Below are 24,013 nucleotides of genomic sequence, written 5' to 3'. Positions count from 1 at the left end.
CGGATCCTCATGGCTCTCAAGCGCATCGACCCGGCCCAGGTCGAACAGGGCATGTACATTCATGCCTTTCAGGGCAACTGGTTCACCCACCCTTTCTGGCGCGCGCATTTCCTGGTCGAGGACGAAGCGCGATGCGCCGCGCTGCGCGCGAGCGGCCTCGAGGCCCTGGTCATCGATACCGACAAGGGAAAGGACCTGCCCAAAGCGGCTGCGGACAGTTCATCATCGCCCCCACCAGGCGCCTTGCGCCGCCGCAACGCCTCCCCCGCCATGATCGCAAGCCCGTTCGCCGCCAGCCCGGGATTGCGCCCACCCCCGCGCGCCGCGTCCGGGCAGGCCTCGGGTCCGGTTCCCATTGCCCGCGAATTCGGATCAGCTCGCCGCGCAGCCGGGAAAGCCACCCGGATCATCTCGAAGGTCTTTCTCGAGGCTCGGCTGGGCAAGGCGCCGCGCGTGGCCGAGGTGGCCCCGGTGGTGGAGGACATCTTCGCATCGATCCAGCGCAACCCCTATGCCTTCTCCGGTCTCATGCGCTGCAAGGCCGAAAGCGAGGCGACCTACCACCATATGCTTTCGGTGAGTGCCCTCATGGTTTCGCTGGCCCGCCAGATGCGCTTGCCGCCCGGCGAGATGCGGCTGGCGGGGCTCGCGGGACTGCTGCTCGACGTCGGCCTTGCCCGCGTCGAAACCGACATCGCCGCGATAGCGGCACATACGCTCACGCCCGAGCCCACCGACGATGCCGAACTCCACGGACGCCATTGCCTTGTCGGCCACGACATGCTGATGGCGGCCGGCGACGTCCCCGAGGAAGTGCTTCAGGCCGTCCTGCGCCATCACGAACGGCTCGATGGGCGGGGCTACCCCCAGGGTCTCGACACGCGCGATCTCGACATCTTCTCGCGCATGGCCGCGATTTGCGACAGCTACGATCTGATCGTCTCGGGCGCGGCGACCGGCCGGGCGCTCGATCCCGCCGAAGCAATGGCGGCCCTCATGGAGCTCGACGGACCGCTCGACAGCGCGATCCTCGCGCGGTTCAAGGAAGCCCTCGGCGTTTATCCGGTGGGCTCGTTCGTGCGCCTGCGCTCGGACCGGGTGGCGCTGGTGGTGGACCAATCGCCGAGCGCGCCTGAACTGCCCACCGTACTCGCGTTCTATTCGATCGCGGTGCACAAGCACGTGCGCGCCACGAAGATCGCGCTTGCCGAGTGTTACGGCGAGGACGCCATCGAGGGCATTGCCGATCTCGACGCGCTCGAATTACCCGCGGCGGAAGACCTGCGCGAAGCGCTGCTCTCGGGCCGCGAGCGGATCGATCAGATGCCGTACCAGAAGACCAGCGTGGTCGAGAGCGCAGCAACCATGATCAACACGAGCGGGACGCCCGATCGCAAGTAGTCGCGGAAGGTATAGTCACCCTCGGTCAGGATCATCATGTTGGTCTGGTAGGCCACGGGCGTCGCGTAGCACAAGTTGCAACCGAACAGGACGGCGAGCACCAGCGGCTCCTCGGGCATGCCCAGCTGCTTGGCGATGTTGAAGGCGATCGGCGTGCCGACCGCCGCGGCCGCGGTGTTCGAGGCGAAGTTGGTGAGCACCGTCACGAAGATCATGATCGCGGCGAGAACACCCGCCGGGGGCAAATACTGGAGGCCGCTCGACAGGAGTTCGCCCATCCATTGCGCCGCCCCGGAAACCAGGATGAAGCGGCCCAGCGCGATCGAGGAGGCCACCAGCACGATGATCTTGGCCGAAAGCGCACGGCCGACGCGCTCGAAACGTACACAGCCGGTCACGAACATCAGGATTGCGCCTGCCAGCGCCGAAATCGCGATCGGAACGAGGCCGAAACTGGCAAGGCCGACCGAACCCAGCATGATGGCCACCGAGAGCAGCGCCTTGCCGCTGCGGCTGATCTCTTCGCCGCCCTCGATCTGGAGCAGCCCCTCGGTCTGCGCGAAAGTTCGCAGGTCCTCGGGCAGACCCATCATCAGCAGAACGTCGCCTTCCATCATCGGCGTGTCGGGGGTGTCGGCGCGGGTATCGCGCAAGGGCTGGTGGACGTGGTGGATGCCCAGCATCGCGACGCCCTCGAAGCCCGCGGTACTCGGCGTCAGTCCGATCAGGCGGCAATCGGGGGCAAGGATCATTTCGGCCACCATCAGGTCTTCGCCCGAGCGCGAGGAGTCCGAGCGGATCCGTTCGAGCAGCCAGACCGGGGCGAGTGTCGCCGAGAGCTTGCGCGCCGCTTCCTGCAGGCCCTGGTAGGTTCCCTCCGCCAGGAGCCGGCGACCGACGTGGGTGGGATTTCCCGGCGGCAGCCAGGCGCGCACGCCTTCGGGCAGATGGCCCCGCGCCTCTTCGAGCAGCTTGCCCCGCATCGGCGCATCGTCGGAAAGACGCAGTTTACCGAGGAACCGGCGGCTCTCGGCCGAAATCGCCTTAGTGTTGTCGGGCAGCAGGCGCGGCATGACCAGCCACAGGTAAGGCAGCGCGAAAAGCACCGAAATCAGCACGATCGGGGTGAAGTGGAACACCGAAAGCGAACGCATGCCCAGGTCCTGTGCGATCGAGACGACCAGCAGGTTGGTGGATGTGCCGATGGTGGTTGCCATGCCGCCGATCAGGATTGCCGCGTTGACCGGCATCAGCGTCTTGGAGGCTGGCATGCCGCCGCGTGTCGCCATCTGCACCAGGATCGGGATCATCAGCACGAGTACCGGGGTGTCGTTGATGAGCATCGACATGAACAGGCACACGACAAGCGTGAACAGGAGGCCAAGCCCCTGGTTGAACTGCCAGACCCTTGCCAGCGTGCGGGCGGCCGGGTCGAGCGCCCCGGTCACCACCAGGCCGCGCCCCATGATCATCAGCGCGCAAATCGTGACCAGCGCGTAGTGGCCAAAGCCCTGGAAGGCGAGCTCGAGCCCGGCGTACTTGTCCTCCCCCGGCATCGGCACGACGTAGAGCAGCAGCGCGATCGTCGCGATGGTCAGCAGCGAGACGATCTCGACCCGCAGCTTGCCGTTGAAAAAGCCATAGAACATGCCGAGCGCGATGAGCATCGCGCTGGCTGCGTGAAAACCGGGCAGGATCATTGCGGGGTGACTAGCCTCAACCCTGCGCCTGTGTCCACTCGACACGGTAGAGATCGAAGCGACGATCGCGCAAATTGCGCACCGCACCCGACTGGCGAGCGGTCAGCAGCGAATCGAGACTGAGGTCCGCGATCGCGATGGTCTCGGTGTTGGGGGCCGTGTCCGCCGCCACGCCATCGCGCGAGAAGGGAAAGTCGGACGGCGTCAGGATCGCGCTCTCGGCGTAATGCACGTCCATGTTCTCGACGTTGGGCAAGTTGCCCACCACGCCCGAGGTGACGACGTAGCACTGGTTCTCCACCGCGCGCGCCTGGCAGCAGTAGCGCACGCGCAAGTATCCGCGCCGCTCGTCGGTGCAGAACGGCACGAAGAGCATCAGTGCGCCCTGGTTCACAAGATGGCGTGCGAGTTCGGGAAATTCGCTGTCGTAGCAGACCATCACCCCGATCGGGCCGCAGTCGGTGGGGATCACGTTGGCGCCGTAGCCACCCTTGATGTTCCACCACTTGGCCTCGGACGGCGTGGGGTGAAGCTTCTGCGATTCGTGCACCGAACCATCGCGCAGGAAGGTATAGGCGATGTTGCGGATCTCGCTCTTGCCCTCGCCGATCTTGACCCGCGTCGGGTGCGAGCCGCCGATGATGTTGATGTTGTAGCTGACCGCCAGCTCCTGCATGAACTTCACGAAGCGATCGGTGTAGGTGGAAATCTTCTCGATCGCCTCGACCGGCTGGAGCTTCTTTTCCTCGATCGAAAGCAGCTCGAGCGTGAAAAGCTCGGGGAAGACCACGAAATCGCTCTCGTAATCCGAAGCAACGTCGACCCAGTACTCGACCTGCTGCTCGAATTCCTCGCGCGAGGCGATCTTGCGCATCATGAACTGGACAGTCGCCACGCGCACTTGCGAGGGCACCCGTTCCTTGAGCCCCGGGACCGCCTTGCCGGTGTCGCGCGGGGCGAGCGGGTTGGTCCAGTACATCAGGACCGCGTTGCCGCCGCTTTCCTTGTCCTTGGGGATGTAGTCGCGCAGAATTCCGCGCGGCTCGTAGCCCCCGTTCATCTGGAAATTGATGACCTGGTCCTTGGCCTTCTTCTCGATCACCGCCTGGAGATAGTCGGCCGGGTTGGGATAGGTACGCTTGCGGCGGTAATAGCCCGGCATGCGCCCGGCAAAGGCGATGCCCTTCAGTTCGAAGTGCTGGCACAGCTCCTTGCGCTTGCGGTAGAGGCGCTGACCGATGCGCAGGCGCCGATAATCCGCGTCGACGCAGACCTCGAAACCGTAGAGCACGTCACCCTCGGGATCGGGAATGCGCCCATAGCCGCCGTTGGTGATCTCTTCCCAGGTGTGCGGCTTGAAGGCGAGCGCGGTCGTGACGATCATCGTCGCGCAGTGCCCCACCAGCACGCCTTCGTACTCGGCCACGAACTGGCCTTCGGGGAAATTGATGATCTGTCCGCGCAGTTCGGCGCGGGTGAAGGCATCGGCCTTGCCGTAGACCTTGACGGAGAGCGCGGCGATGGCCGGCGCGTCGTCGACGGTGGCTTCGCGGATGATGAGTTTGGCTTTGGTCTGATCCATGCGGCCCCTAATACGCCCCAAAGCCCTTGAGGTTCCAGTGCGGTGTCGTCCATTTCCGTGGCGGCACACGCACTTGGCCTCCCCCCATTGCCACCCGCCCCCGAGGCGCCGATCCAGCCGGACCGAGTCCGAACGCCTCGTCGCACGCAGGACTCCACTCGCCGCGACGGCCGTAAATAACGGGAACCGCGCAATTTACGCGAAGCGAGTCAAAAACCTCGGAAATCGGGGATACTTTTGGCGTCCCGCCCGTTCTTCTTCACAAGGAAGGAGATCATTCATGAGCGCAACCCTTATTGCCCTCGCCTTGTTCGGCTGCAGCGACGACGGCACCGCCTGCCGACGATTGGACGCGCCCGCAGAAACCTTCCAGAGCCAGGCCGCCTGCTCGGGCCAGTTGGACGAGGCGCTGGCCACCGATGTGGCTCTTCGGGCCGATGCGCCCACGGTCTATGCACAATGCATGCCCTCGACGCAGCTATCTGCACTGGGCACGGGCGAGATCGATCTCACCCGCGTCCATCAAGTCCAGTTCGCCCAGAAATAGCCCACTTGGCGAGGCGTCAGCCGCGTCCGCGGTAACCGGGCACGCCCTGATCGGGCAACCAGAGGCCTTCGGGCGCCGCGCCCGATTGCCAGAACACGTCGATCGGAATGCCGCCGCGTGGGTACCAGTAGCCGCCGATCCGCAGCCAATGCGGCTGCATCTCGTCGAACAGGCGCTGGCCGATCCCGACTGTAACATCCTCGTGGAAGCCGTTGTGGTTGCGAAAGGCGCCCAGGAACAGCTTGAGGCTCTTCGATTCGACGATGGTCTCGCGCGGGGCATAGTCGATCACGAGGTGCGCAAAGTCGGGCTGACCGGTCACGGGGCACAGCGAGGTGAACTCGGGCGCTGCGAACCGCACCAGATAGAGAGACTTGGCGCGCGGATTGGGCACGTAGTCGAGTACGGCCTCCTCGGGCGAGGTCGGCAGCGCGCTCTGCTGCCCCAGATGCATCGGGGTCATGGGAGGAGTGTTGCTCATATCCTGCGCATGGACCCAAGCGGCGCGCGAGACAAGTAGGGGGATGCCGCCCCGACCCTTTGCCGGGGGTTCAAACTTGGGGACATCCGGGTCGGCCACCATAGGCAACGTCCCATCGCATTCGTAGGGGCACGAGAGGCGCATTAACTCGGGGTTCAGCGCGGGAGAGGTTGGACGAACAGGTCATGAGGGGAACGAAACGCATCACGCCGGGAGCCTTGGCGCTCGTCGCAATGGCCATGCCCGTTGCGGCTACGGCGCAATCGCAGGATCAGGCGCAGCCGGCGCAGGCCGAGCCCCGCACCCCGATCTGGAGCCTGCCCGCTCCGACCACGAGCCCGAGCACGCCCGCGATCGTCGGCCCGGTCGACCCCAAGGATCCAACCACCCAGCCCAGCCGCGCACCCGCACCCGCACCGACACCAGCTCCCCGGGACGTGACGGTCACTCCGCCCCCGAGCGCCGTTCCCTCGGCCCGCGTCACCCCGGCACCTGGCGCCCCTGTGACTGCGAGACCGCAGCCGGAACCCTCGGCGACCACCATTGCCCGCCCAAAGGCGCCCGAAGCAGCCCCTTCGCCGGCCCCGTCCCCGTCGCCGAGCGCTGCCACGTCACAAGCTATCGTGCCCGCCGCGTCTCCGGCCGCGCCGATAGATACCGCATCCGAACCGCTTGCGGCCAAGCCGGCTCCGCCCCCGGTCAGCCGCGCCGAAGGGGCCTCGGTGCCATGGTGGCTGATCGCGATGGGCGCACTCGGCGCACTGGCGCTCGCACTGGCCTTCGTGTTCCTGCGCAAGCGTTCGTCTGGCGCCTCCGAACCGGAAGAGGTCGAGACCCAACCCGTGGTGGCGCCTCCGCCAAGCCCCGCCGCTTCGCCGCGCGCGGTTAGGGCGGAAACGCCGCCCCGCCCCGCTCCATCTTCGTCAACTCCGCAGTCAGCCGCGCCAGCCCGGCAGAACGAGGCTCACGGCGAGATCACCTTCGAGCCGGTGTCGCTGCGCCTTTCGCTCGTCTACGCCTCGCTGCGCCTGCGCTTCACGCTCCGCGCGCTGACCGAGATTCCGCACGCACGCCTCCATGCCGACCTGGTTTCCGCGCATGGTTCGGCGAGCCGCGAGGAACAGCTCGAGCCGCCTCTCTCCAGCCTGCCCGTGATCGGCGCGATCCCCCGCATGGCCCCTGGGCAGAGCGTGGTCATCGAGCACGAGCTGCAATTGCCGCTCGGCGCCATCCGCGCCGTGCGCGAAGGCAACGCGGCCTTCTTCGTCCCGCTTGTACGCCTTGCGCTGGCGACCGGCCACGACCACCCCGACTACGATGCGCAATTGCCCCATCTCGAACTGGGCCTCGTGTTCACGGTCGGCCAGGGCGCTCCGGGCCAGACCGCCCCGGACCAGCCTTTGGCGCCGTTTCGGGTGGACACCGGCCCGCGTGATTTCAAGCCGGTCGACACCCGCGAAATCCTGGCTGGACGGCGCAAGATGCTCACCCCTCTCGATTTACCCGCCGAGGTTGTCTAGGGTCGAGGAGCACCAAGCCCCCCGTTGATCGTCCGGGCAGGACGCGGAGTTGATTTTGAGCGAAAGCACGCACGGCAAGCACACCCGCACGGCCACACGGGTCGTCGGAGCGGGACGACGCAAGGAATGGACTGGTCCCGTCGTCAATCCCCCCGTCTGGCGCGCATCCACCCACCTTTACGAAGACACCGCCGCGCTTGCGCGCAACGGCCAATACAACGAGGACGGCCGCTTTTTCTACGGCCGGCGCGGCAGCCCGACCCAGTGGGCGCTGTGCGACGCGCTGACCCAGCTCGAACCGGGCGCGGCGGGCACCGTGATCTACCCTTCGGGCGTCGCCGCCATCGCGGGCGTACTGCTTACGCTGGTGAAGCCGGGCGACGTTCTGCTGATCAGCGACAACGCCTACGACCCCAGCCGGACCATGGGCACCGGACTGCTCACCGATTTCGGGGTCGAGACCCGTTTCTTCGACCCGCGCGACATCGAGGGTTATGCCGCGCTGTTCTGCGAGCGCACCCGCGCCGTTCTGCTCGAGGCGCCCGGCAGCCTCTCGATGGAGATGTGCGACCTGCCCGAACTGGCACGCATCGCGCGCGCGAAGGGCGCGGTCTCGGTGCTCGACAACACCTGGGCGAGCCCGCTGGGCTTCGCCGCACTCGAACACGGCATCGACATCTCGCTGATGGCGCTCACCAAACACGTGGGCGGCCACTCCGACCTGATGATGGGCAGCGCCAGCGCGGGGCCCGAGCTCTACGCCGCCTTGCGCAAGCGCGCGCAGCAGCTTGGCAACGTGGTCTCGCCCGATGACGCCGCGCTTGCCCTGCGCGGCCTGCGTACGCTCGCCCTGCGCCTGCGCCAGGAAAGCGAGAGCGCCCTCAAGATCGCCCGCTTCCTCGCCGAGCGCCCGGAAGTCGCGCAAGTCCTGTGCCCAATGCTCCCCGGCGCGCCCGGGCACGAATTGTGGTCGCGCGACTTCACAGGCGGTTGCGGGCTGTTCAGTTTCATCTTTCGCGGCGGCAGCGCGGCCGACCGCGACCGCTTCGTCGATGCCCTTTCGCTGTTCGGCATCGGCTTTTCCTGGGGTGGCTACGAAAGCCTCGCGCTGCCGATCCAGCCAAAAGGCGCGCGCAGCGTGATGCCCTGGCCTCCTGCCAGCGGCAACGATCCGGCCGTCGACCGGCACGGCGTGCGCCTGGCCATCGGGCTCGAGGATCCCGAGGACCTCATCGCCGACATCGCGCAGGCGCTCGAGGCCTGGAAGCGCGCATGATCCTCTCGAGCGCCCTCGCCGCCGCCGTTGCGCAGATACCCGATCCCGCGCCAAGCGGAACCGGGGACGCCTCCAGCGCGGCAGTTGCCGCTCCCAGCCCCACCGTCACGCCCTACATCGACCAGCCGCTGGCCGGAGCCGATGGCCTGCGCGAAGCGGTCGCCTCGCACTCGAACACGGTGGGCGGCTTCATCGACACGCTCGACAGCCTGGCGGTGGAAGTCGGCACGACCCGCGTTTCGCTGTGGGACCTGGCGGTCGTCTTCATCGTCGCCGCGCTCGTCATCACGATTGCCTGGGCTGTGAACAAGGCTTCGCACCGCGTGCTCGCCAGCGCGACGCGGCTCGACATGACCCAGCGCCTCCTGATCGAGAAAGGCCTCAGCCTTCTGATCTGGGGCATCGCGATCCTCGTCGGCATCGACCTGCTGGGGATCGACCTTACCGCGCTGACGGTGTTTTCGGGCGCCTTCGGCCTCGCCATCGGCTTTGGCCTGCAGAAGACCTTCGGCAACCTCATCGCCGGGATCATCCTTCTGATGGACAAGTCGATCAAGCCGGGCGACGTCATCGCGATCACCGACCAGGCGGGCAATTCCACCTTCGGGCAAATCCGCCGCATCGGCATCCGGGCCGTCTCGCTGACCACGCGCGACCAGAAGGAATACCTGATCCCGAACGAGAACCTGATGATCAACCAGGTCGAGAACTGGTCCTATTCGAGCAAGAACGTTCGCATCCAGGTCCCGGTCGGAATTTCCTACAACGCCGACATCGTACGCGCCGAGGAACTGATGCTGGAGGCCGCACGTTCGGTGAAGCGTGTTCTGGTGGCCCCGCCGCCCACCGCCTGGCTCGAATCGTTCGGCGACAGTTCGGTGAACTTCATCATCCATTGCTGGATCACCGATCCCGAGGAAGGCACCGGCAACGTGCGCTCGGAAGTGCTCAAGAAGCTGTGGCACCTGTTCCGCGCCGAGGGAATCGAGATTCCATTTCCCCAGCGCGACATCAACTTGCGCACCAGCGAGGCACTTCGCGACGTCGTCGCGGCCCTGCGCGCCACCGATGGCGAAGGCGTGGGCGGGCCCCGGGCCGACTGAGCCTTGCGCGCCCCGTCGCAGGCTGTGCGTCAGTCGTCGTGGCGCCGGTTGCGCGCACCCGTATCGTCGCCCGGCGCGAAGCGCGGCCGGTCGGCCCGTTCCATCTCGAGGCGGTTGCGCCCCTTGGCCTTGGCAACGAACAGCGCCATTTCCCCGCGCTCCATCGTCGAATCGAGGCTGTCGGTGATATGCGCGACGCCCGCGCTGGCGGTGATCGCGAACTGGTAGTCGCCCACCTGCTGGCGCAATTCGGCGAGTGTCGTCACCACACGCAGGCAAATCGCCTCCGCCTGCTCGGGCGTCGTGCGCGGGAGCAGGACCGCGAATCGCTCCGAGCCGATGCGCGAGATGATGTCGTCCGAGCGCAGCATCTCGCGCAGGAGATTGGCGAATGTGCGCAGCACCTCGTCGCCGGTGTGCTGCCCGTAACGCATGTTGATCGAACGGAAGAAGTCGAGACTGAACAGCCCCATGCAGCCGTGCATGCCGCTCTCGAGCATATGCTCGAGCATCGAAACGAACGCGGAGCGGTTGGTCAGGCCGGTAAGCGGGTCGGTGTAGTTGGCGGTAAAGAGCTGCTCGCGCAGGGTGCGCTGTTCGTCGATGCTGCGCATCAGGCTGATCGCGCCGTAGATAGTCCCGTTCTCGTCGCGCAGCGCGCGCGACTGGAAGCGGTACCAGCTCTCGCGCTGGTCGGCGGTGACAGCGGCAAATTCGATCCAGTCCGCGCCCTCGCCGCCGCCCACGGCCGCGCCATGCGCCTGCGCGACCACTTCCTTGCCCTCCTCGCCGACGAGGTCGAGCAAATGCACGCCGACGTGCGCGTCGGCGCCATCGAAGCCCAGTTGCGCAATCGCGGGGGAGGCATCGAGGATGTAGCCCTTGAGATCGGTCTTCAGGACGATGTCCAGGCTGCCATCCGCCAACATGCGGTAGAGCGCGAAACCCTCCTGGAGATTGAGCCTGCTGATCATGCCACTTGCCCTGCCCATCACAGCTCGATCATGATCCGCACCTTCTCGGGCGCGGTTTCCACGGCGGCGGCGATCTGCTCGCGGCAACGCGCGATGAGTTCGCTCAGTCCGGGCGCGAAGCGGTCGGGACGCAAGTCCTCGCTGGCGACGCCAAGCGCTTCGGCGATTCCGGCCATGCGCTCCTCGATGGGACGCGCGCGCCCCTGTTCCCAGGCCCAGACGGTCGGCTTGCTCACGCCCAGTCGATTCGCCAGCTCGCCCTGCGTGAGACCGCGCAGCTTGCGCAAGCGATGGATCCGTTCGCCCAGGCTTTCGCCCCCAACGCCGGATTCGGTCGAAGGCGGCTCGGGCAGAACGCCCGCCTGCATCTGGACCGCGCTGCGCAAGGTCACCGCGCTCAACACCGCCATGGGAACCGGGGCCAGGAAACCGCAGCCGTATAACGAGCCGCTTGACCACACGACTCGCGCCGGGATGGCCCCCGCCTCGGGAAGCGCGATCTCGAGGGTCTCGCCGATTTCGAGATCCACGTTGGTCTCGAGCAGGACCCCGGTTTCGGAAAAATTGTGGATCGAGACCTGCGCTTCGCTCCCCGATGGAAGTTTCCCGAAGGTTTCAAGGAAGAGACGGCGGCGCTGGGCGCGGGTTGCGCCCATCACGTCGTCGGCGGAATCGAAATGAGCGGCAATAGCCAAAACTGGACCTCCACGTGAACGCGGAATTTCCCCTTTCGAGGTAAAGATTCAGTTAGCAGGCCGGCAAACGTCCGGCAGATGCGAAAGCTAACAGCCCCAACCCACTTCCCAGGACCGGTAGGCAAGATTTGCCGCACCTTTCCGCCCGTCGAGCCCTTGATTTCGGCCGGACGACAACGTTTACAAACTCGTAACACCTTAACCCGTAGTTACCCGTAAAACAAATCGGGACTCGCACTTGCTGGATATTCTCTCCTGTATCCGGGACGACCATGACTTGCGTTATGTGTTCGCTGCCGGACTGATCTGCATGCTGTCCTCGGCGACCACCATGCTGCTGTTGCGCCACGCCGTGTCGGGCACCGGCCGCGCGAGGCTCAACGCGACGCTGCTGGCCGGCGCCGCGGGCGGCTTCGGCATCTGGGCGACCCACTTCATTGCCATGCTGGGCTACGCGCCGGGTATCATCGCGGGCTATGACCTCGCGCTTACGCTCGCCTCGCTGCTGGTCGCGGTGCTGATGATCTCGCTCGGCCTCGTCGCGCTGACCCGGGAGGCCGGATCGCGCCACGTGTCGATCGCGCTCGGCGCCGCCATTACCGGCCTTGGCATCAGCGCCATGCACTATTGCGGGATGATGGCTTTGCAACTGCCCGCGCAACTCGATTGGCGCAGCGGCTATGTCCTCGGTTCATTCGTTGCCGCCATCGTGCCACTCGTCCCGGCTTTCCATCTCGTTCTTTCTCGCCCACGCCAAAGCCGTTTCGCAGGCGCGGCACTGCTCCTGGCAGCTGCCATCCTGGCGCTTCACTTCCTGGGCATGACCGGCCTCGTCATCACGCCTTCGCGCCTCGAGGCGCATGGTGGCACGATCTCGCCCCTGACGATGGACTTCATCGTTGGCGCGATCTCGCTCGGCTTGCTCGCGCTCGCGGTGACCGGGCTGCTGCTGGTGCGCAGCACGCAGGCGGTCGCCCAGGCCAGCGAGCGGCAGTTCTCGCTGCTGGTCAAGGGCATCTCGGACTACGCGCTCTACATCCTCGACCTCGAAGGCCGGGTGGCGAGCTGGAACGCCGGCGCGGAACGGCTCAAGGGCTACCGGGCGGACGAAGTCCTGGGCTGCGCGGTGGAGACCTTCTACACCCCCGAAGACCGGGAAAAAGGCTTGGCGTTCAAGGCGCTCGGCATCGCCACGGTCACCGGCAAGTTCACCGGCGAAGGCTGGCGCGTGCGCCGCGACGGCTCGCGCTTCTGGGCCCAGGTCACCATCGAGGTGGTCAAGGACGAGCGCGGCCATCCGATCGGCTTTGCCAAGATCACCCGCGACGTGACCCAGCGCAAGGAGGACCAGGACCGCATCGCCGCGATCGGCCAGCAGCGCGACGCCGCGCTCGGCCACATGCACCAGGGCCTGTGCCTGTTCGACGCGGACGAACGCCTCGTCCTGCGCAACGCGCGCTTCCTCGAAATGTACGAACTGGAGGAGGACGACCTGCCGGCAGGCCTCTCCCACCGGGAAGTCATCCGGATCGTCCTCGAGGCCAAGACCGGCCAGACGGTTTCCGAGGAGGACGTCGAGAAGGCGCGCCAACTCGTCCTGAATTGCCGCACCAACCCGGCGCAGGCGCCGATCGTCTCCGAACTCTCGGAGGAGTTCGTCGTCTCGATCAGCAGCCGCAAGCTGCCCGACGGGGGCTGGGTCTCGACTTTCGACGACATCACCAACCAGCGCCAGTCGGAAGCGCGCATCGCCCACATGGCGCTCCACGACGGATTGACCGGACTTGCCAATCGCACGTGCCTCAACCTCTGGCTCGACGAGGCGCTCGGCCAGGCCCAGCACCTCCGCCGCAAGCTGGCTGTCGCGGTGTTCGACCTCAACCGCTTCAAGGACATCAACGACAGCTTCGGCCACGCCTGGGGCGACGTCGTCCTCCAGGAGATCGCCCGCCGGCTCAGGGCGAACCTGCTCGAGGACGAATTCGCCGCACGCCTGGGCGGCGACGAATTCGGGGTCGGCAAGCCCTACACCTCCGACCATCAGTTGAACGACTTCGTGAACCGCCTCGAGAAGTGCTTCGAAGTCCCCTTCGAGCACCAGGGGCAGACACTCCACTTCGGGGCCAGCATCGGTGTCTCGGCGTTCCCGGCCGACGGCAAGGAGCGCGAGACGCTGCTGAACAACGCCGATCTCGCCATGTACCGGGCCAAGGGCCAGTTGGGCGAGAATTTGTGTTTCTACGAATCGAGCATGGACGAAAGCGCCCGTGCCCGCCGCAAGCTCGCCAGCGACTTGCGCCAGGCCATCGAACGCCAGGAACTGGCCTTGCTCTACCAGCCCCAGTGCTTCCTCGAGGACGGACGCCTTTCGGGCTATGAAGCGCTGTTGCGCTGGCACCACCCGCTGCGCGGCGTCATTTCGCCTGTCGAGTTCATCCCCATCGCCGAAGAGGCCGGGCTGATCATTCAGATCGGCGAATGGGTCCTCGAGCAGGCGTGCCGCGAGGCGACGCGATGGCCGGTTGACCACCGCGTCGCGGTCAACCTCTCGCCGATCCAACTCGTGCAGCCCGACATCGCGCAGACCGTGACTCGCGTCCTCATCGAAACCGGCCTGCCCGCCCGGCGGCTAGAACTCGAAATCACCGAGAGCGCGATCATCACCGACAAGGCCCGCGCCCTCCACAACCTGCGCCAGATAAAGGCGCTGGGCGTCGGCATCGCGATGGACGACTTTGGCACAGGTTATTCCTCGCTCGACACCCTCCAGTCCTTCCCGTTCGACAAGATCAAGATCGACAAGTCGTTCCTGCTCCAGTCCAACGGCAACGACCAAGCCCAGGCGATCATCCGCGCCGTGCTTGCGCTTGGCCAGTCGCTCAAGATTCCGGTCCTGGCCGAAGGCGTGGAGACCGAGGAACACTTGCATCTCCTGCTCAGCGAAGGCTGCCAGGAGGCTCAGGGCTACTTCCTCGGGCGCCCCGGCCATGCACCAAGCCTGACCTCGGCGATGCCGGAACCGAGCGCGGAGCCCCTCATCCCGATTGTCGGAGCCGCCTGAACACGCACTCGCCCGGCCTCCACTAAAGATGCCCTTAGGGGCGGCAAAGGCATTCTGGCTGGCATGATGGCGCGCGGCGCACCATGTGGCACACCATGCAGTTCGAGCCCGCCCTTTCCGGCCAAGCGCCCCGCATCGGCACCGTCCATCTGGTCGGCGCCGGCCCCGGGGATCCCGATCTCCTCACCTTGCGCGCCGCGCGCCTGGTGATGGGTGCGGCGCTCATCGTCCACGATGGACTCGTCGATCCGCGCATCCTTGCAATGGCGCGTCCTGCCGCGCGCCTCGTCTCGGTGGCCAAGAGCCGCTCGCGCCACACCATGAAGCAGGACGAGATCAACGCCCTGCTCGTGCGCGAGGCGCTTTCCGGGCACGACGTCGTGCGCCTCAAGGGTGGCGACCCCTTCATCTTCGGACGCGGCGGCGAAGAGGCGCAAGCCTGCCGCACGGCTGGCGTACCCGTCGAGGTGGTCCCCGGCATTTCCTCGGCGCTCGGCGCCTCCGCGGCCGCGCAGATTCCGCTCACCCACCGCGACCACGCCTCCATCGTCAGCTTCGTCGCGGGCCAGTGCAAAGGCCTTTCCGACCAGGACTGGTCGGGCCTTGCGGGCAAGGGACGCACGCTGGTAATCTTCATGGGGCTCGCCACGGCGGCGCAGATCAGCGAGAAGCTGATGGCCGACGGCCTGGCTCCCGACGTTCCCGTCGCCGTCATCGAGAAGGCGACCCGTTCCGACATGCGCGTCCTGCGCGCGCCCCTTGCCGGCCTTGCCGATCTCGTCGCGCACGAGAACGTCGAGAGCCCGGCACTCATCGTCATCGGCGAAGTCGCCCGCATCGAGGGCGGCCTTCCCGATCGCACCATTCGCGCCCTGGCGCTGGAGACCGAGCAGTGAAGATCGTTACCGGCAATGACCTCAAGAGCGGGGCCGTCATCTGGTGGACCGGCGTGGGCTGGTCGCTCGACGTCAACAATGCCGCCGACACCGGCGAACAGGGCGCAAAGATCATCGCGCGCGAGGAAGGCGTCCAGAATGTCGTGGGCGCCTACGTGATCGACGCCGAGAAGGACGAAAACGGCGTGCGTCCGCTCCACATCAAGGAGCGCATCCGCGCGCTGGGCCCGACGGTCCGTCCGGACCTGACGCTCAAGCCCTCCGACCCGCAAGCCGTGAACTGGGTGATCTAATGTACAAGTACGATGAATACGACCAGCAGATGGTCGACACGCGCGTCGAGGAATTCCGCGATCAGGTTCGCCGCCGCCTCGCGGGCGATCTGACCGAGGACCAGTTCAAGCCGCTGCGTCTCCAGAACGGCCTCTACCTTCAGCTGCACGCCTACATGCTGCGCGTCGCGGTGCCCTACGGCACGCTCAATTCCGAGCAGATGACCGTGCTGGGCGACATCGCCGACAAGTACGATCGCGGCTACGGCCACTTCACCACGCGCACCAACATCCAGTACAACTGGATCAAGCTGGAAGATACGCCCGACGCGCTGGCCGATCTCGCCAAGGTCGAGATGCACGCCATCCAGACCAGCGGCAACTGCATCCGCAACATCTCCTCGGACCAGTACGCGGGCGCCAGCGCCGACGAAGTCGTCGATCCGCGTCCTTACGCCGAACTCCTGCGCCAGTGGTCGAGCTTCCACCCCGAATTCCTTGTTCTTCCCCGCAAGTTCAAGATCGCGGTGATCGCCAGCGAGACCGACCGCGCGGCCATGCGCCTGCACGACATCGGCATCCAGCTGGTGAAGGACGCCCAGGGGCAAGTCGGCGCCGTGTTCTACGTCGGTGGCGGCATGGGACGTACCCCGTTCATCGCCAAGAAGATCCGCGAGTTCGTGCCGATCGACCAGATGATCACGTACGCCGAGGCCTGCGTGCGCGTCTACAACCGCTACGGACGACGTGACAACAAGTACAAGGCGCGTATCAAGATCCTCGTCCACGAACTGGGCCTCGAGGCCTATTCCAAGGAAGTCGACGAGGAGTTCGCACACCTGCTCACCCAGCCGATCGAGCCCCCGCTCGCCGAGTTGGAGCGCATTCAGGCAATGTTCGCCGACCCCGCTTTCGAGACCGGGCTGTCGGACGAGATCGAGCTGTCCGATCCCGATTTCCGCCTCTGGGTGGAACGCAACAGCTTCGCCCACAAGGCCCCCGGCTACGCGATCGCGAATGTCTCGCTCAAGCCCATCGGCGGTATTCCGGGCGACGCCACGAGCGACCAGATCCGTCTCATGGCACGCCTTGCCAAGGACTACAGTTTCGACGAACTGCGCGTGACCCACGCCCAGAACATCGTCTTCCCGCACGTGAAGAAGAGCGACCTCTTCGCGCTGTGGCAGGAACTGGTGAAGGCCGATCTCGCCACCCCCAACCTCGACACCGTGGGTGACATCATCGCCTGCCCCGGGCTCGACTACTGCGCGCTTGCCAATGCGCGCTCGATCCCGGTCGCACAGAAGATTTCCGAGCGCTTCGGCTCGGCCCGGCGCCAGGCCGAGATCGGCGAGCTCAAGCTCAAGATCTCGGGCTGCATCAACGCCTGCGGCCACCACCACGCGGGCCACATCGGGATCCTCGGCGTCGACAAGAAGGGCAAGGAAAACTACCAGCTCCTGCTCGGTGGATCGGAAGGCGCGGACACCTCGCTCGCCAAGATCACCGGTCCCGGCTTCGACGAGGACGGCGTGGTCGACGCCACCGAGAAGGCCATCGAGGTCTACCTCGCCAACAAGCAGGGCGACGAGCGCTTCCTCGACACCTACCGCCGTATCGGCATGGCCCCGTTCAAGGAGGCAATCTATGGTTGATGTGCAATTCCGCTTCCGCGACGACGAGGCGGTCAACGATCCCGCGATCACCGTCAGCGGCTTCACCGAGCAGTCGAACGCCACCGCAGTGCGCATCGAGCCCGGCGACGACGCGCGCGAACTGCTCCCCGCGCTCGACCGGCTGGCGCTGGTCGAAGTCGCCTTCCCGAGCTGGACCGATGGCCGGGGCTACTCCTCGGCGCGGATTCTGCGCGAAGCGGGCTACACCGGCGAGCTGCGCGCCACCGGCGACCTCGTGATCGACATGCTCCACCACTTGCGCCGCTGCGGCTTCGACGCTTTCGCGCCGGAAAAGCCGCTCAACCCCAAGGACGCGGAAGTTGCCTTCACGCGTTGGGAAAACGTCTACCAGGCGACGGCCGTCGACGGCCGCCAGCCGATCTGGGCCAAGCGCCACGGCGCCTGAGAGCCCGTCAGAAGGGACCACCCGATGACCCAAGCCAGTGAAACCCAGGGTCGCGTGCGCGACCGCATCGACACCGGCCCTCGCTTCAGCGAGGCCGATGCGGTGCGTCTCAACCGCCTCTTTCGCGGCACCGACACGAGCGAGATGCTCGAGACGCTGCTCAAGGAAGGCATGGCGGGCGACGTCGCCCAGGTTTCCAGCTTCGGCGCGGAAAGCGCGGTGCTGCTCCACCTGATCAGCCGCATCGATCCCAATGTCCCGGTGCTCTTCCTCGAGACCGGCAAGCACTTCCCCGAGACGCTCGCCTACCGCGACCTTCTCGTGGAGAGGCTCGGCCTCACCAACCTCGTCAACCTGACACCCGATCCCGAGGATCTGGCCAAGAAGGACGAGAGTGGCCTGCGCTGGTCCTACGATCCCGACGGCTGCTGCGAAATCCGCAAGGTCAAGCCGCTGGCCAAGGCGCTCGCCGGTTTCGACGCGACCATCACCGGCCGCAAGGCGTTCCAGTCCTCGACCCGCAAGACCCTGCCCCGCTTCGAGATCGACACCAGCGACGAGCAGGGCCGCCTCAAGATCAACCCGCTGATCGACTGGTCGCCCGAACGCATCGAGGCCTACATCGCCGAGCACGACCTGCCGCCCCACCCGCTGGTGGCGCAGGGCTACCCCTCGATCGGCTGCATGCCCTGCACCAGCAAGGTCGCACCCGGCGAGGACCCGCGCTCGGGCCGCTGGCGTGGCTGGGACAAGACCGAGTGCGGCATCCACAAGCCCGGCGAGGACGGTGGCGACGGACAGGGCCCCGCCAGCGAACTGCCTCCCGGCTTCGACCCGGTGTTCTGAAGCCGCATAACAGACAGAGAACAAGGGTCGAACCGCAAGGTTCGGCCCTTTTCACGTCGCAACCGGTCAGGCGATCGAGATGGTCTTGCGCACCTGGTTGATGTCGCCCCAGTCGGCGACTTCGACGTTGAGCGCTTCGATCAGTTCACCTTCGCGGCCGTGAAGCCCCACCTCGCAACTGACCGGCCCACATTCGCCGGGCTTGCGCGTGAGAATCGCCTTGACCGTATGGTCGCCGGGTTTCAGGTCGACTTCGGCATCGCTCGCACTAAGATCGACGATCTGGTCATTGACCATGAGCAACAGATTATCCGAATTGGCAGAGCGCGTTGTCCTGACATTGATGCGCACGTCACCCATAATTCGATCCTCTCGCTGACATTACCCGACGGTACTTTCCGCCTTCGCCGTAATTAGCGCCACCACATAAACAGTACTAGACAATTATCTCAGGACAGAGGCAGTCGGCACGAAGAAAACCTCTACCGCTCCCCGGGCCTCCAATCGTGCGTCCGCCCGGGCCGATTGCGCAGAACGTGGAACAAGGTGTGTATTTTGCATCCAAAAGCCGCGCCTTTGCGCCTGACACCCCCTCCTGTTCGCGCCGGACTTCCTGTATATTGCAACGCAACATGACCGTTCAAAGCCTCCCCTTCACCAAGCCGGTGCATCCGGCTCTCGTCACTCTTGCCCTCGCCATGGGCGCTTTCGCGATCGGCACCACCGAGTTCGCCGCAATGAGCCTCGTGCCCTATTTTGCGCGCGATCTTGGCCTTACCGAGCCGCAGGCAGGTCACGCCATCAGCGCCTATGCGCTGGGCGTTGTGGTCGGCGCGCCGATCTTCTCGGTGCTGGGCGCGCGCCTTTCGCGGCGCACCATGCTGGTCGCGCTGATGGCCCTCTTCGCCGTGGGCAACGGGCTGAGCGCCTTCGCACCGAGCTATCCGGTGCTGCTCGCCTTCCGCTTCCTCTCGGGCCTGCCGCATGGTGCCTTCTTCGGCGTGGCCGCACTGGTCGCGGCATCGATGGTCCCCTCCGACAAGCGCGCACAGGCCGTAGCCCGCGTGTTCCTGGGTCTCACCATCGCTACCATCATCGGGGTTCCCGCCGCCAACCTGCTCGGCCAGGTCGTCGGCTGGCGCTACGGCTTCGGCATCGTTTCGCTGCTGGCGATGATCACGATGGCGCTCGTCGCGCTCTACGCACCGCACCAGTCCTCCGACCCCGACGCCAGCCCGATGCGCGAATTGGGCGCCTTCAAGCGCCCGCAGGTAGTGCTCACGCTGCTCACCGGCGTGATCGGCTTCGGCGGCATGTTTTGCGTCTACACCTACCTCGCCTCGACCATCATCGAGGTAACCCGTGCGCCCGAAACCGTCGTGCCGATCATCCTGGCGGTCTATGGCGTGGGCATGACGGCGGGCAACCTGTTCTGGGCCTGGATGGCCGACCGCGACCAGGACAAGGCCGCGATCATTGCCTTCCTTTGGGTCACGGTCTCGCTCGCGCTCTTCGCCATGGTCGTCCAGAACATCTGGCTGCTCGGCCTCGACGTGTTCCTGATCGGCTTCGGCGGTGGCCTTGGCACGATCCTGCAGACCCGCCTGATGGACGTCGCGGGCGATGCCCAGGCCCTTGCCGCAGCCGCGCACCACAGTGCGTTCAACACCGCCAACGCGCTCGGCCCGTGGCTGGGTGGCATGGCAATCGCGGCGGGCTGGGGCCTGCCCTCGACCGGCTGGATCGGTGCTGCCCTCTCGATCGGCGGCCTCGCGATGTACCTGCTGACCCTCACGCTCTACCGGCGCGAGCAGCGTCAGACGCGCCTCAAGCCCTGCCTCGCCTGAGCCGGGACACATCCCATACGATAAAGGCCGGGGAAGCGCGCTTCCCCGGCCTTTATTGTTTCATCGAAAGGGCTGCGACGATCAGCCGATCATCATCAGGCTGGCATTGCCACCTGCTGCGGTCGTGTTGATCGAGACCGAAACCTCTTCGAGCAACCAGGCAAGGCCTGGCCCCGGACGGCCCGCCGAGCGCACCGGAACGATCGGCCCCGGACGTTCGGCCATGTCGGCCAGCGCCTTGAGCAGCGCCTCCTCGCCGCCCTCGACAAGGCAGGCCGCGTAAGGCTCGTCGGGATCGGGACGGAAGGCGGAGGCCACGCCGTCGGGCAGGCCCTGCGGAAGATCCATGCCCTCGACGGTGGCGGTGTTGCCGGTCGCCAGTACCATTGCCATCAGACGGATCAGGCCGGCCCGGCTCTTGGGCCGCAGGAGCAGGCGCCCGCGCGGGTGCAGCGAATACTCGTTGCGTTCACCCACCGGCCCTGGCAGCTCGACGTGCGAACCCAGGCGGCTGGCGGTGTGGATGGCGCGGGCTTGCGCCGCGCCCTCGAACCACTCCTTCTTGGCCAGCCAGGCGACGAACTCGTCGACGAGCGGCAGGCGCACGCCCGAGGGAGCCAGCACCAGCGGCGCGTGGCTGGCCAATCGACCAAGGTAGAGCGGCCCGCCCGCCTTGGGTCCGGTACCCGAAAGCCCGTTGCCGCCAAACGGCTGCACGCCCACGATCGCCCCGACCTGGTTGCGGTTGACGTAACGGTTGCCCGCCCGAACCCGGGAGAGGACATGCGCAACCGTACCGTCCATGCGCGTATGCAGCCCGAAGGTCAGCCCGTAGCCGGTAGCGTTGATGCCGTCGATCAGCGCCTCGAGATGCTTGCGCTTGTAACGCAGGACATGGAGCACCGGCCCGAAGACCTCCTGCTCGACATCCTCGATCGCGTCGATCTCGATGATCGTGGGAGCAACGAAAGTGCCCTTTTCGCAGCCCTCGCCGAGCGGCACCTGGTGAACCTTGTGGCCGCGGCCACGCATCTCGTCGATATGCTTGACGATCCGCTCCTGCGCCTCGGCGGTGATCACCGGCCCCACGTCGACCGAGAGCCGGTCGGGATTGCCGACCTCCAGTTCGGCAAGTGCGCCCTTGAGCATCTCGAGCGTATGGCTCGCGATCTCGTCCTGCAGGCACAGGATGCGCAGCGCCGAGCAGCGCTGGCCCGCGCTGTCGAAGGCCGAGACGATGACGTCGGCGACGACCTGCTCGGGCAGCGCGGTCGAATCGACGATCATCGCGTTCTGCCCGCCCGTCTCGGCGATGAACGGGATCGGCATGCCATCGCTGTGGAGCCGCGTCGAAAGCTGCTTCTGGATCAGCCGGGCGACTTCGGTCGAGCCGGTGAACATGACGCCGGCGACTTCGGGTCGCTCGATCAGCGCCGCGCCGATCTTTCCATCGCCGGGCAGGAGCTGGAGTGCATCGGCCGGAACGCCTGCCTCGTGAAGGATACGCACCGCCTCGGCAGCGATCAGCGGCGTTTCCTCGGCAGGCTTGGCAAGCACCGGGTTGCCCGCGACGAGCGCCGCGCTGACCTGACCGGTGAAGATGGCCAAGGGGAAGTTCCAGGGGCTGATGCACACGATCGGCCCCAGCGGTCCCTGCGCCGCGCCGAAGGTCTGCCGGGCCTGCAAGGCGTAGTAGTGCAGGAAGTCGATTGCCTCGCGCACTTCGGCGATCGCGTTCGCGGCGGACTTGCCCGCCTCGCGCATGGCAAGGCCCATGAGCGCGGGCATTGCGGCCTGCATCGCGTCGGCCGCGCGTTCGAGGATCGCGGCGCGCTCGGCAACCGCGACACTGCCCCACGCGCTGGCACAAGCCCGCGCCATTGCGGTTTGCGCATATTCCGCAGGTGTCTCGATCACGCTGCCCACGACATCGCCGTGGTCGGCCGGATTGACGACATCGGCACGCTCACCCTCGGCCCCTTCGGCCTCGGCGTGCCAATTGCCCTCGAGCGTCGCCAGCAAATGGTCGGTAAGCGCGGCCAGCGCGGCGTCGTCGGAAAGGTCGAGCCCCGCCGAGTTGGCCCGATCCGGGTAGATCTTCGCCGGAAAATCGATCTTGTCGTGCTTGGCGCCCGGCACGACTTCTTCGAGAACCGCCTCGACCGGGTCCTCGACCAGTTCCGAAACCGGCACCTTGGGGTCGGCGATGCGGTTGACGAACGAGGAGTTGGCTCCGTTCTCGAGCAAGCGACGCACGAGGTAGGCCAGCAGCGTCTCGTGCGTGCCGACCGGCGCGTAGATGCGGCAAGGCCGCGCCAGCTTGTCCTTCGCCACGACGTGCGAATAGAGCGCCTCGCCCATGCCGTGGAGGCACTGGAACTCATACTGCTCGACCGTGAAGCTTTCGGGCTTCGCGTAGTGGTAGATCGTCGCCAGCGTCTGCGCGTTGTGGGTGGCGAATTGCGGGTAGACGGACTTGGGCGCCCCCAGCAGCTTGCGCGCGCAGGCGATGTAGGAGACGTCGGTGTGCCGCTTGCGGGTAAAGACCGGGAAATCCGCCAGGCCCTCCACCTGCGAGCGCTTGATCTCGGCATCCCAGTAGGCGCCCTTCACCAGGCGCACCATGATCCGGCGGTTCGCGCGCTGCCCCAGGTCGATCAGCCAGTCGATCACCTGCGGGCAACGCTTGCCGTACGCCTGGACGACGAAGCCAAGGCCGTTCCAGCCCGCCAGATCGGGATCGAGCGCAAGCGATTCCAGCAGGTCGAGCGAAAGCTCGAGCCGGTCGGCCTCCTCGGCGTCGATGTTGAAGCCGATGTCGTGCGTCTTGGCCATTACCGCGAGCGCCTTCACGCGCGGCAGGAGTTCGCCCATGACCCGCCCGGCCTTGGCGCGCGCATAGCGCGGATGGAGCGCGGAGAGCTTGATCGAGATGCCGGGCCCCTCGTAGACCCCCTTGCCCTTTCCGGCCACACCGATGGCGTGGATCGCCTTCTCGTAGTCCTTGTAGTAGCGATCGGCGTCGGCCGCGGTCACCGCCGCCTCGCCCAGCATGTCGTAGCTATAGCGAAAGCCCTTGGCTTCCAGCTCACGCGCGCGCTTCAACGCCTTGGCGATCGTCTGCCCGGTCACGAACTGCTCGCCCATCATGCGCATGGCGATGTCGACGCCGCGCCGCACCACCGGTTCGCCCGCGCGGCCGATCAGGCGATTGAGGGCCGTCGCAAGGCCCTGGTCGTCGACGCTGCCGTCGATGCCGCCATAGAGCTTGCCCGCCACGACCAGGCCCCAGGTCGCCGCGTTGACGAACAGCGAACGGTCGCCGCCCATGTGCTCGCGCCACTGCCCCTTGCCGATCTTGTCGCGGATGAGCGCGTCGCGGGTATCGTCGTCGGGAATGCGCAGCAGCGCCTCGGCGAGGCACATCAGCGCCACCCCCTCGAGGCTGGAGAGCGAATATTCCTGCATCAGCGCATCGACGCCACCAAGCTTGGCCGAGGCCTTCTGCTTGACGCGCAGCATCTCGACGAGGTCGGTCGCGGTCTTGCGGATGGCGTCGCGCAATTCGCCCGGAAAGCGGGCCTGCGCGATGAGCGGGGCCATCGCCTCGGGCTCGCTGCGTCGGTAGGCGGCGGTGACGCTCTGGCGCAAGGCACTGGGTTCGCGGACGGGGGGCGCGAAGGCGGCGAAAGGCGTGTGCGTGGTCTTTGTGACGATCATATCCTGAAAA

At 66.3% G+C, this 24,013-nt stretch carries 19 protein-coding genes; 12 read left to right on the top strand and 7 right to left on the bottom strand.

Features of this window, described 5'->3' with window-relative positions:
- Positions 1-9: 9 nt before the first annotated feature.
- Positions 10-1,401 carry a cyclic di-GMP phosphodiesterase gene (locus HT136_RS02080; RefSeq protein WP_214197304.1) on the top strand — a complete coding sequence of 464 codons (1,392 nt, stop codon included), beginning with the start codon at positions 10-12 and terminating at the stop codon, positions 1,399-1,401.
- Here HT136_RS02080 and HT136_RS02075 read toward each other — a convergent pair.
- Positions 1,320-3,101: an SLC13 family permease gene (locus HT136_RS02075; protein WP_214197302.1), complete on the bottom strand. Its 1,782-nt coding sequence runs from the start codon at positions 3,099-3,101 to the stop codon at positions 1,320-1,322. The two genes, HT136_RS02080 and HT136_RS02075, sit on opposite strands and share 82 nt — an antisense overlap.
- Positions 3,102-3,117: 16 nt before the next feature.
- A complete protein-coding gene (locus HT136_RS02070) occupies positions 3,118-4,683 on the bottom strand; it encodes a bifunctional GNAT family N-acetyltransferase/carbon-nitrogen hydrolase family protein (protein ID WP_214197300.1) in 1,566 nt (521 codons plus the stop codon).
- A 280-nt stretch (positions 4,684-4,963) separates the two neighbouring features.
- Here HT136_RS02070 and HT136_RS02065 point away from each other — a divergent pair, with 280 nt between their 5' ends.
- The gene (locus tag HT136_RS02065; protein WP_214197298.1) at positions 4,964-5,230 is read left to right on the top strand and encodes a hypothetical protein; all 267 of its coding nucleotides are present in this window, start codon (positions 4,964-4,966) and stop codon (positions 5,228-5,230) included.
- Between the two features lie 16 nt (positions 5,231-5,246).
- Here the strand turns inward: HT136_RS02065 and queF are convergent, their stop codons facing one another.
- The gene (gene queF / locus HT136_RS02060; RefSeq protein ID WP_246543273.1) at positions 5,247-5,693 is read right to left on the bottom strand and encodes a preQ(1) synthase; all 447 of its coding nucleotides are present in this window, start codon (positions 5,691-5,693) and stop codon (positions 5,247-5,249) included.
- Between the two features lie 203 nt (positions 5,694-5,896).
- Between queF and HT136_RS02055 the strand changes: the two genes are divergently transcribed.
- From HT136_RS02055 to HT136_RS02045, 3 genes are read left to right on the top strand one after another with little or no spacing between them, the layout of a single operon-like run.
- Positions 5,897-7,231: a hypothetical protein gene (locus HT136_RS02055; RefSeq protein ID WP_214197294.1), complete on the top strand. Its 1,335-nt coding sequence runs from the start codon at positions 5,897-5,899 to the stop codon at positions 7,229-7,231.
- A gap of 49 nt (positions 7,232-7,280) precedes the next feature.
- Positions 7,281-8,507 (top strand): cystathionine beta-lyase, encoded by a 1,227-nt coding sequence (gene metC, locus HT136_RS02050; protein ID WP_214197292.1) that lies wholly within the window; start codon positions 7,281-7,283, stop codon positions 8,505-8,507.
- On the top strand, positions 8,504-9,610 hold the full coding sequence (locus tag HT136_RS02045) for a mechanosensitive ion channel family protein (RefSeq protein WP_214197290.1): 1,107 nt from the start codon (positions 8,504-8,506) through the stop codon (positions 9,608-9,610). The genes metC and HT136_RS02045 overlap by 4 nt, the downstream gene beginning before the upstream one ends.
- Before the next feature lie 29 nt (positions 9,611-9,639).
- On the opposite strand, the gene HT136_RS02040 is transcribed toward HT136_RS02045, so the two are convergent.
- Both HT136_RS02040 and HT136_RS02035 read right to left on the bottom strand, forming a co-directional pair.
- Positions 9,640-10,584 carry a GGDEF domain-containing protein gene (locus HT136_RS02040; protein ID WP_214197289.1) on the bottom strand — a complete coding sequence of 315 codons (945 nt, stop codon included), beginning with the start codon at positions 10,582-10,584 and terminating at the stop codon, positions 9,640-9,642.
- Positions 10,585-10,601: 17 nt separating this feature from the next.
- Positions 10,602-11,279 (bottom strand): helix-turn-helix domain-containing protein, encoded by a 678-nt coding sequence (locus HT136_RS02035; protein ID WP_246543272.1) that lies wholly within the window; start codon positions 11,277-11,279, stop codon positions 10,602-10,604.
- A 238-nt stretch (positions 11,280-11,517) separates the two neighbouring features.
- On the opposite strand from HT136_RS02035, the gene HT136_RS02030 reads away from it, so the two are divergent.
- From HT136_RS02030 to HT136_RS02005, 6 genes are all read left to right on the top strand, one after another.
- Positions 11,518-14,340 (top strand): bifunctional diguanylate cyclase/phosphodiesterase, encoded by a 2,823-nt coding sequence (locus HT136_RS02030; protein ID WP_214197287.1) that lies wholly within the window; start codon positions 11,518-11,520, stop codon positions 14,338-14,340.
- 95 nt (positions 14,341-14,435) lie between these two features.
- Positions 14,436-15,236, top strand: coding sequence for a uroporphyrinogen-III C-methyltransferase (gene cobA / locus HT136_RS02025; protein WP_214197453.1), 801 nt, complete (start codon positions 14,436-14,438; stop codon positions 15,234-15,236).
- On the top strand, positions 15,233-15,529 hold the full coding sequence (locus HT136_RS02020) for a DUF2849 domain-containing protein (RefSeq protein ID WP_214197285.1): 297 nt from the start codon (positions 15,233-15,235) through the stop codon (positions 15,527-15,529). Before cobA ends, HT136_RS02020 begins: the two co-directional genes overlap by 4 nt.
- The gene (locus HT136_RS02015; protein ID WP_214197283.1) at positions 15,529-17,163 is read left to right on the top strand and encodes a nitrite/sulfite reductase; all 1,635 of its coding nucleotides are present in this window, start codon (positions 15,529-15,531) and stop codon (positions 17,161-17,163) included. The genes HT136_RS02020 and HT136_RS02015 overlap by 1 nt, the downstream gene beginning before the upstream one ends.
- Positions 17,156-17,590 (top strand): DUF934 domain-containing protein, encoded by a 435-nt coding sequence (locus tag HT136_RS02010; RefSeq protein WP_214197282.1) that lies wholly within the window; start codon positions 17,156-17,158, stop codon positions 17,588-17,590. Before HT136_RS02015 ends, HT136_RS02010 begins: the two co-directional genes overlap by 8 nt.
- 24 nt (positions 17,591-17,614) lie before the next feature.
- On the top strand, positions 17,615-18,436 hold the full coding sequence (locus tag HT136_RS02005) for a phosphoadenylyl-sulfate reductase (RefSeq protein WP_214197280.1): 822 nt from the start codon (positions 17,615-17,617) through the stop codon (positions 18,434-18,436).
- A gap of 66 nt (positions 18,437-18,502) precedes the next feature.
- Here the strand turns inward: HT136_RS02005 and HT136_RS02000 are convergent, their stop codons facing one another.
- Positions 18,503-18,796: a hypothetical protein gene (locus tag HT136_RS02000; protein WP_214197278.1), complete on the bottom strand. Its 294-nt coding sequence runs from the start codon at positions 18,794-18,796 to the stop codon at positions 18,503-18,505.
- A gap of 272 nt (positions 18,797-19,068) precedes the next feature.
- On the opposite strand from HT136_RS02000, the gene HT136_RS01995 reads away from it, so the two are divergent.
- Positions 19,069-20,283 (top strand): MFS transporter, encoded by a 1,215-nt coding sequence (locus tag HT136_RS01995; RefSeq protein WP_214197276.1) that lies wholly within the window; start codon positions 19,069-19,071, stop codon positions 20,281-20,283.
- Positions 20,284-20,364: 81 nt separating this feature from the next.
- On the opposite strand, the gene putA is transcribed toward HT136_RS01995, so the two are convergent.
- The gene (putA, locus tag HT136_RS01990) at positions 20,365-24,003 is read right to left on the bottom strand and encodes a bifunctional proline dehydrogenase/L-glutamate gamma-semialdehyde dehydrogenase PutA (RefSeq protein ID WP_214197275.1); all 3,639 of its coding nucleotides are present in this window, start codon (positions 24,001-24,003) and stop codon (positions 20,365-20,367) included.
- Positions 24,004-24,013: the final 10 nt, after the last annotated feature.

It is taken from the genome of Novosphingobium profundi (genome assembly GCF_018491765.1).
GTDB classification, from domain to species: Bacteria; Pseudomonadota; Alphaproteobacteria; order Sphingomonadales; family Sphingomonadaceae; genus Novosphingobium; species Novosphingobium profundi.
Note: the sequence above shows the minus strand (reverse complement) of the source record. Positions and strands in the feature narration are given on the sequence as shown.

Coding starts and splice junctions, on each gene's coding strand:
- HT136_RS02080 (WP_214197304.1), top strand. CDS start 10: ATGGCTCTCAAGCGCATCGACCCGGCCCAGGTCGAACAGGGCATGTAC.
- HT136_RS02075 (WP_214197302.1), bottom strand. CDS start 3,101: ATGATCCTGCCCGGTTTTCACGCAGCCAGCGCGATGCTCATCGCGCTC.
- HT136_RS02070 (WP_214197300.1), bottom strand. CDS start 4,683: ATGGATCAGACCAAAGCCAAACTCATCATCCGCGAAGCCACCGTCGAC.
- HT136_RS02065 (WP_214197298.1), top strand. CDS start 4,964: ATGAGCGCAACCCTTATTGCCCTCGCCTTGTTCGGCTGCAGCGACGAC.
- queF (WP_246543273.1), bottom strand. CDS start 5,693: ATGACCCCGATGCATCTGGGGCAGCAGAGCGCGCTGCCGACCTCGCCC.
- HT136_RS02055 (WP_214197294.1), top strand. CDS start 5,897: ATGAGGGGAACGAAACGCATCACGCCGGGAGCCTTGGCGCTCGTCGCA.
- HT136_RS02045 (WP_214197290.1), top strand. CDS start 8,504: ATGATCCTCTCGAGCGCCCTCGCCGCCGCCGTTGCGCAGATACCCGAT.
- HT136_RS02040 (WP_214197289.1), bottom strand. CDS start 10,584: ATGATCAGCAGGCTCAATCTCCAGGAGGGTTTCGCGCTCTACCGCATG.
- cobA (WP_214197453.1), top strand. CDS start 14,436: ATGCAGTTCGAGCCCGCCCTTTCCGGCCAAGCGCCCCGCATCGGCACC.
- HT136_RS02015 (WP_214197283.1), top strand. CDS start 15,529: ATGTACAAGTACGATGAATACGACCAGCAGATGGTCGACACGCGCGTC.
- HT136_RS02010 (WP_214197282.1), top strand. CDS start 17,156: ATGGTTGATGTGCAATTCCGCTTCCGCGACGACGAGGCGGTCAACGAT.
- HT136_RS02005 (WP_214197280.1), top strand. CDS start 17,615: ATGACCCAAGCCAGTGAAACCCAGGGTCGCGTGCGCGACCGCATCGAC.
- HT136_RS02000 (WP_214197278.1), bottom strand. CDS start 18,796: ATGGGTGACGTGCGCATCAATGTCAGGACAACGCGCTCTGCCAATTCG.
- HT136_RS01995 (WP_214197276.1), top strand. CDS start 19,069: ATGACCGTTCAAAGCCTCCCCTTCACCAAGCCGGTGCATCCGGCTCTC.
- putA (WP_214197275.1), bottom strand. CDS start 24,003: ATGATCGTCACAAAGACCACGCACACGCCTTTCGCCGCCTTCGCGCCC.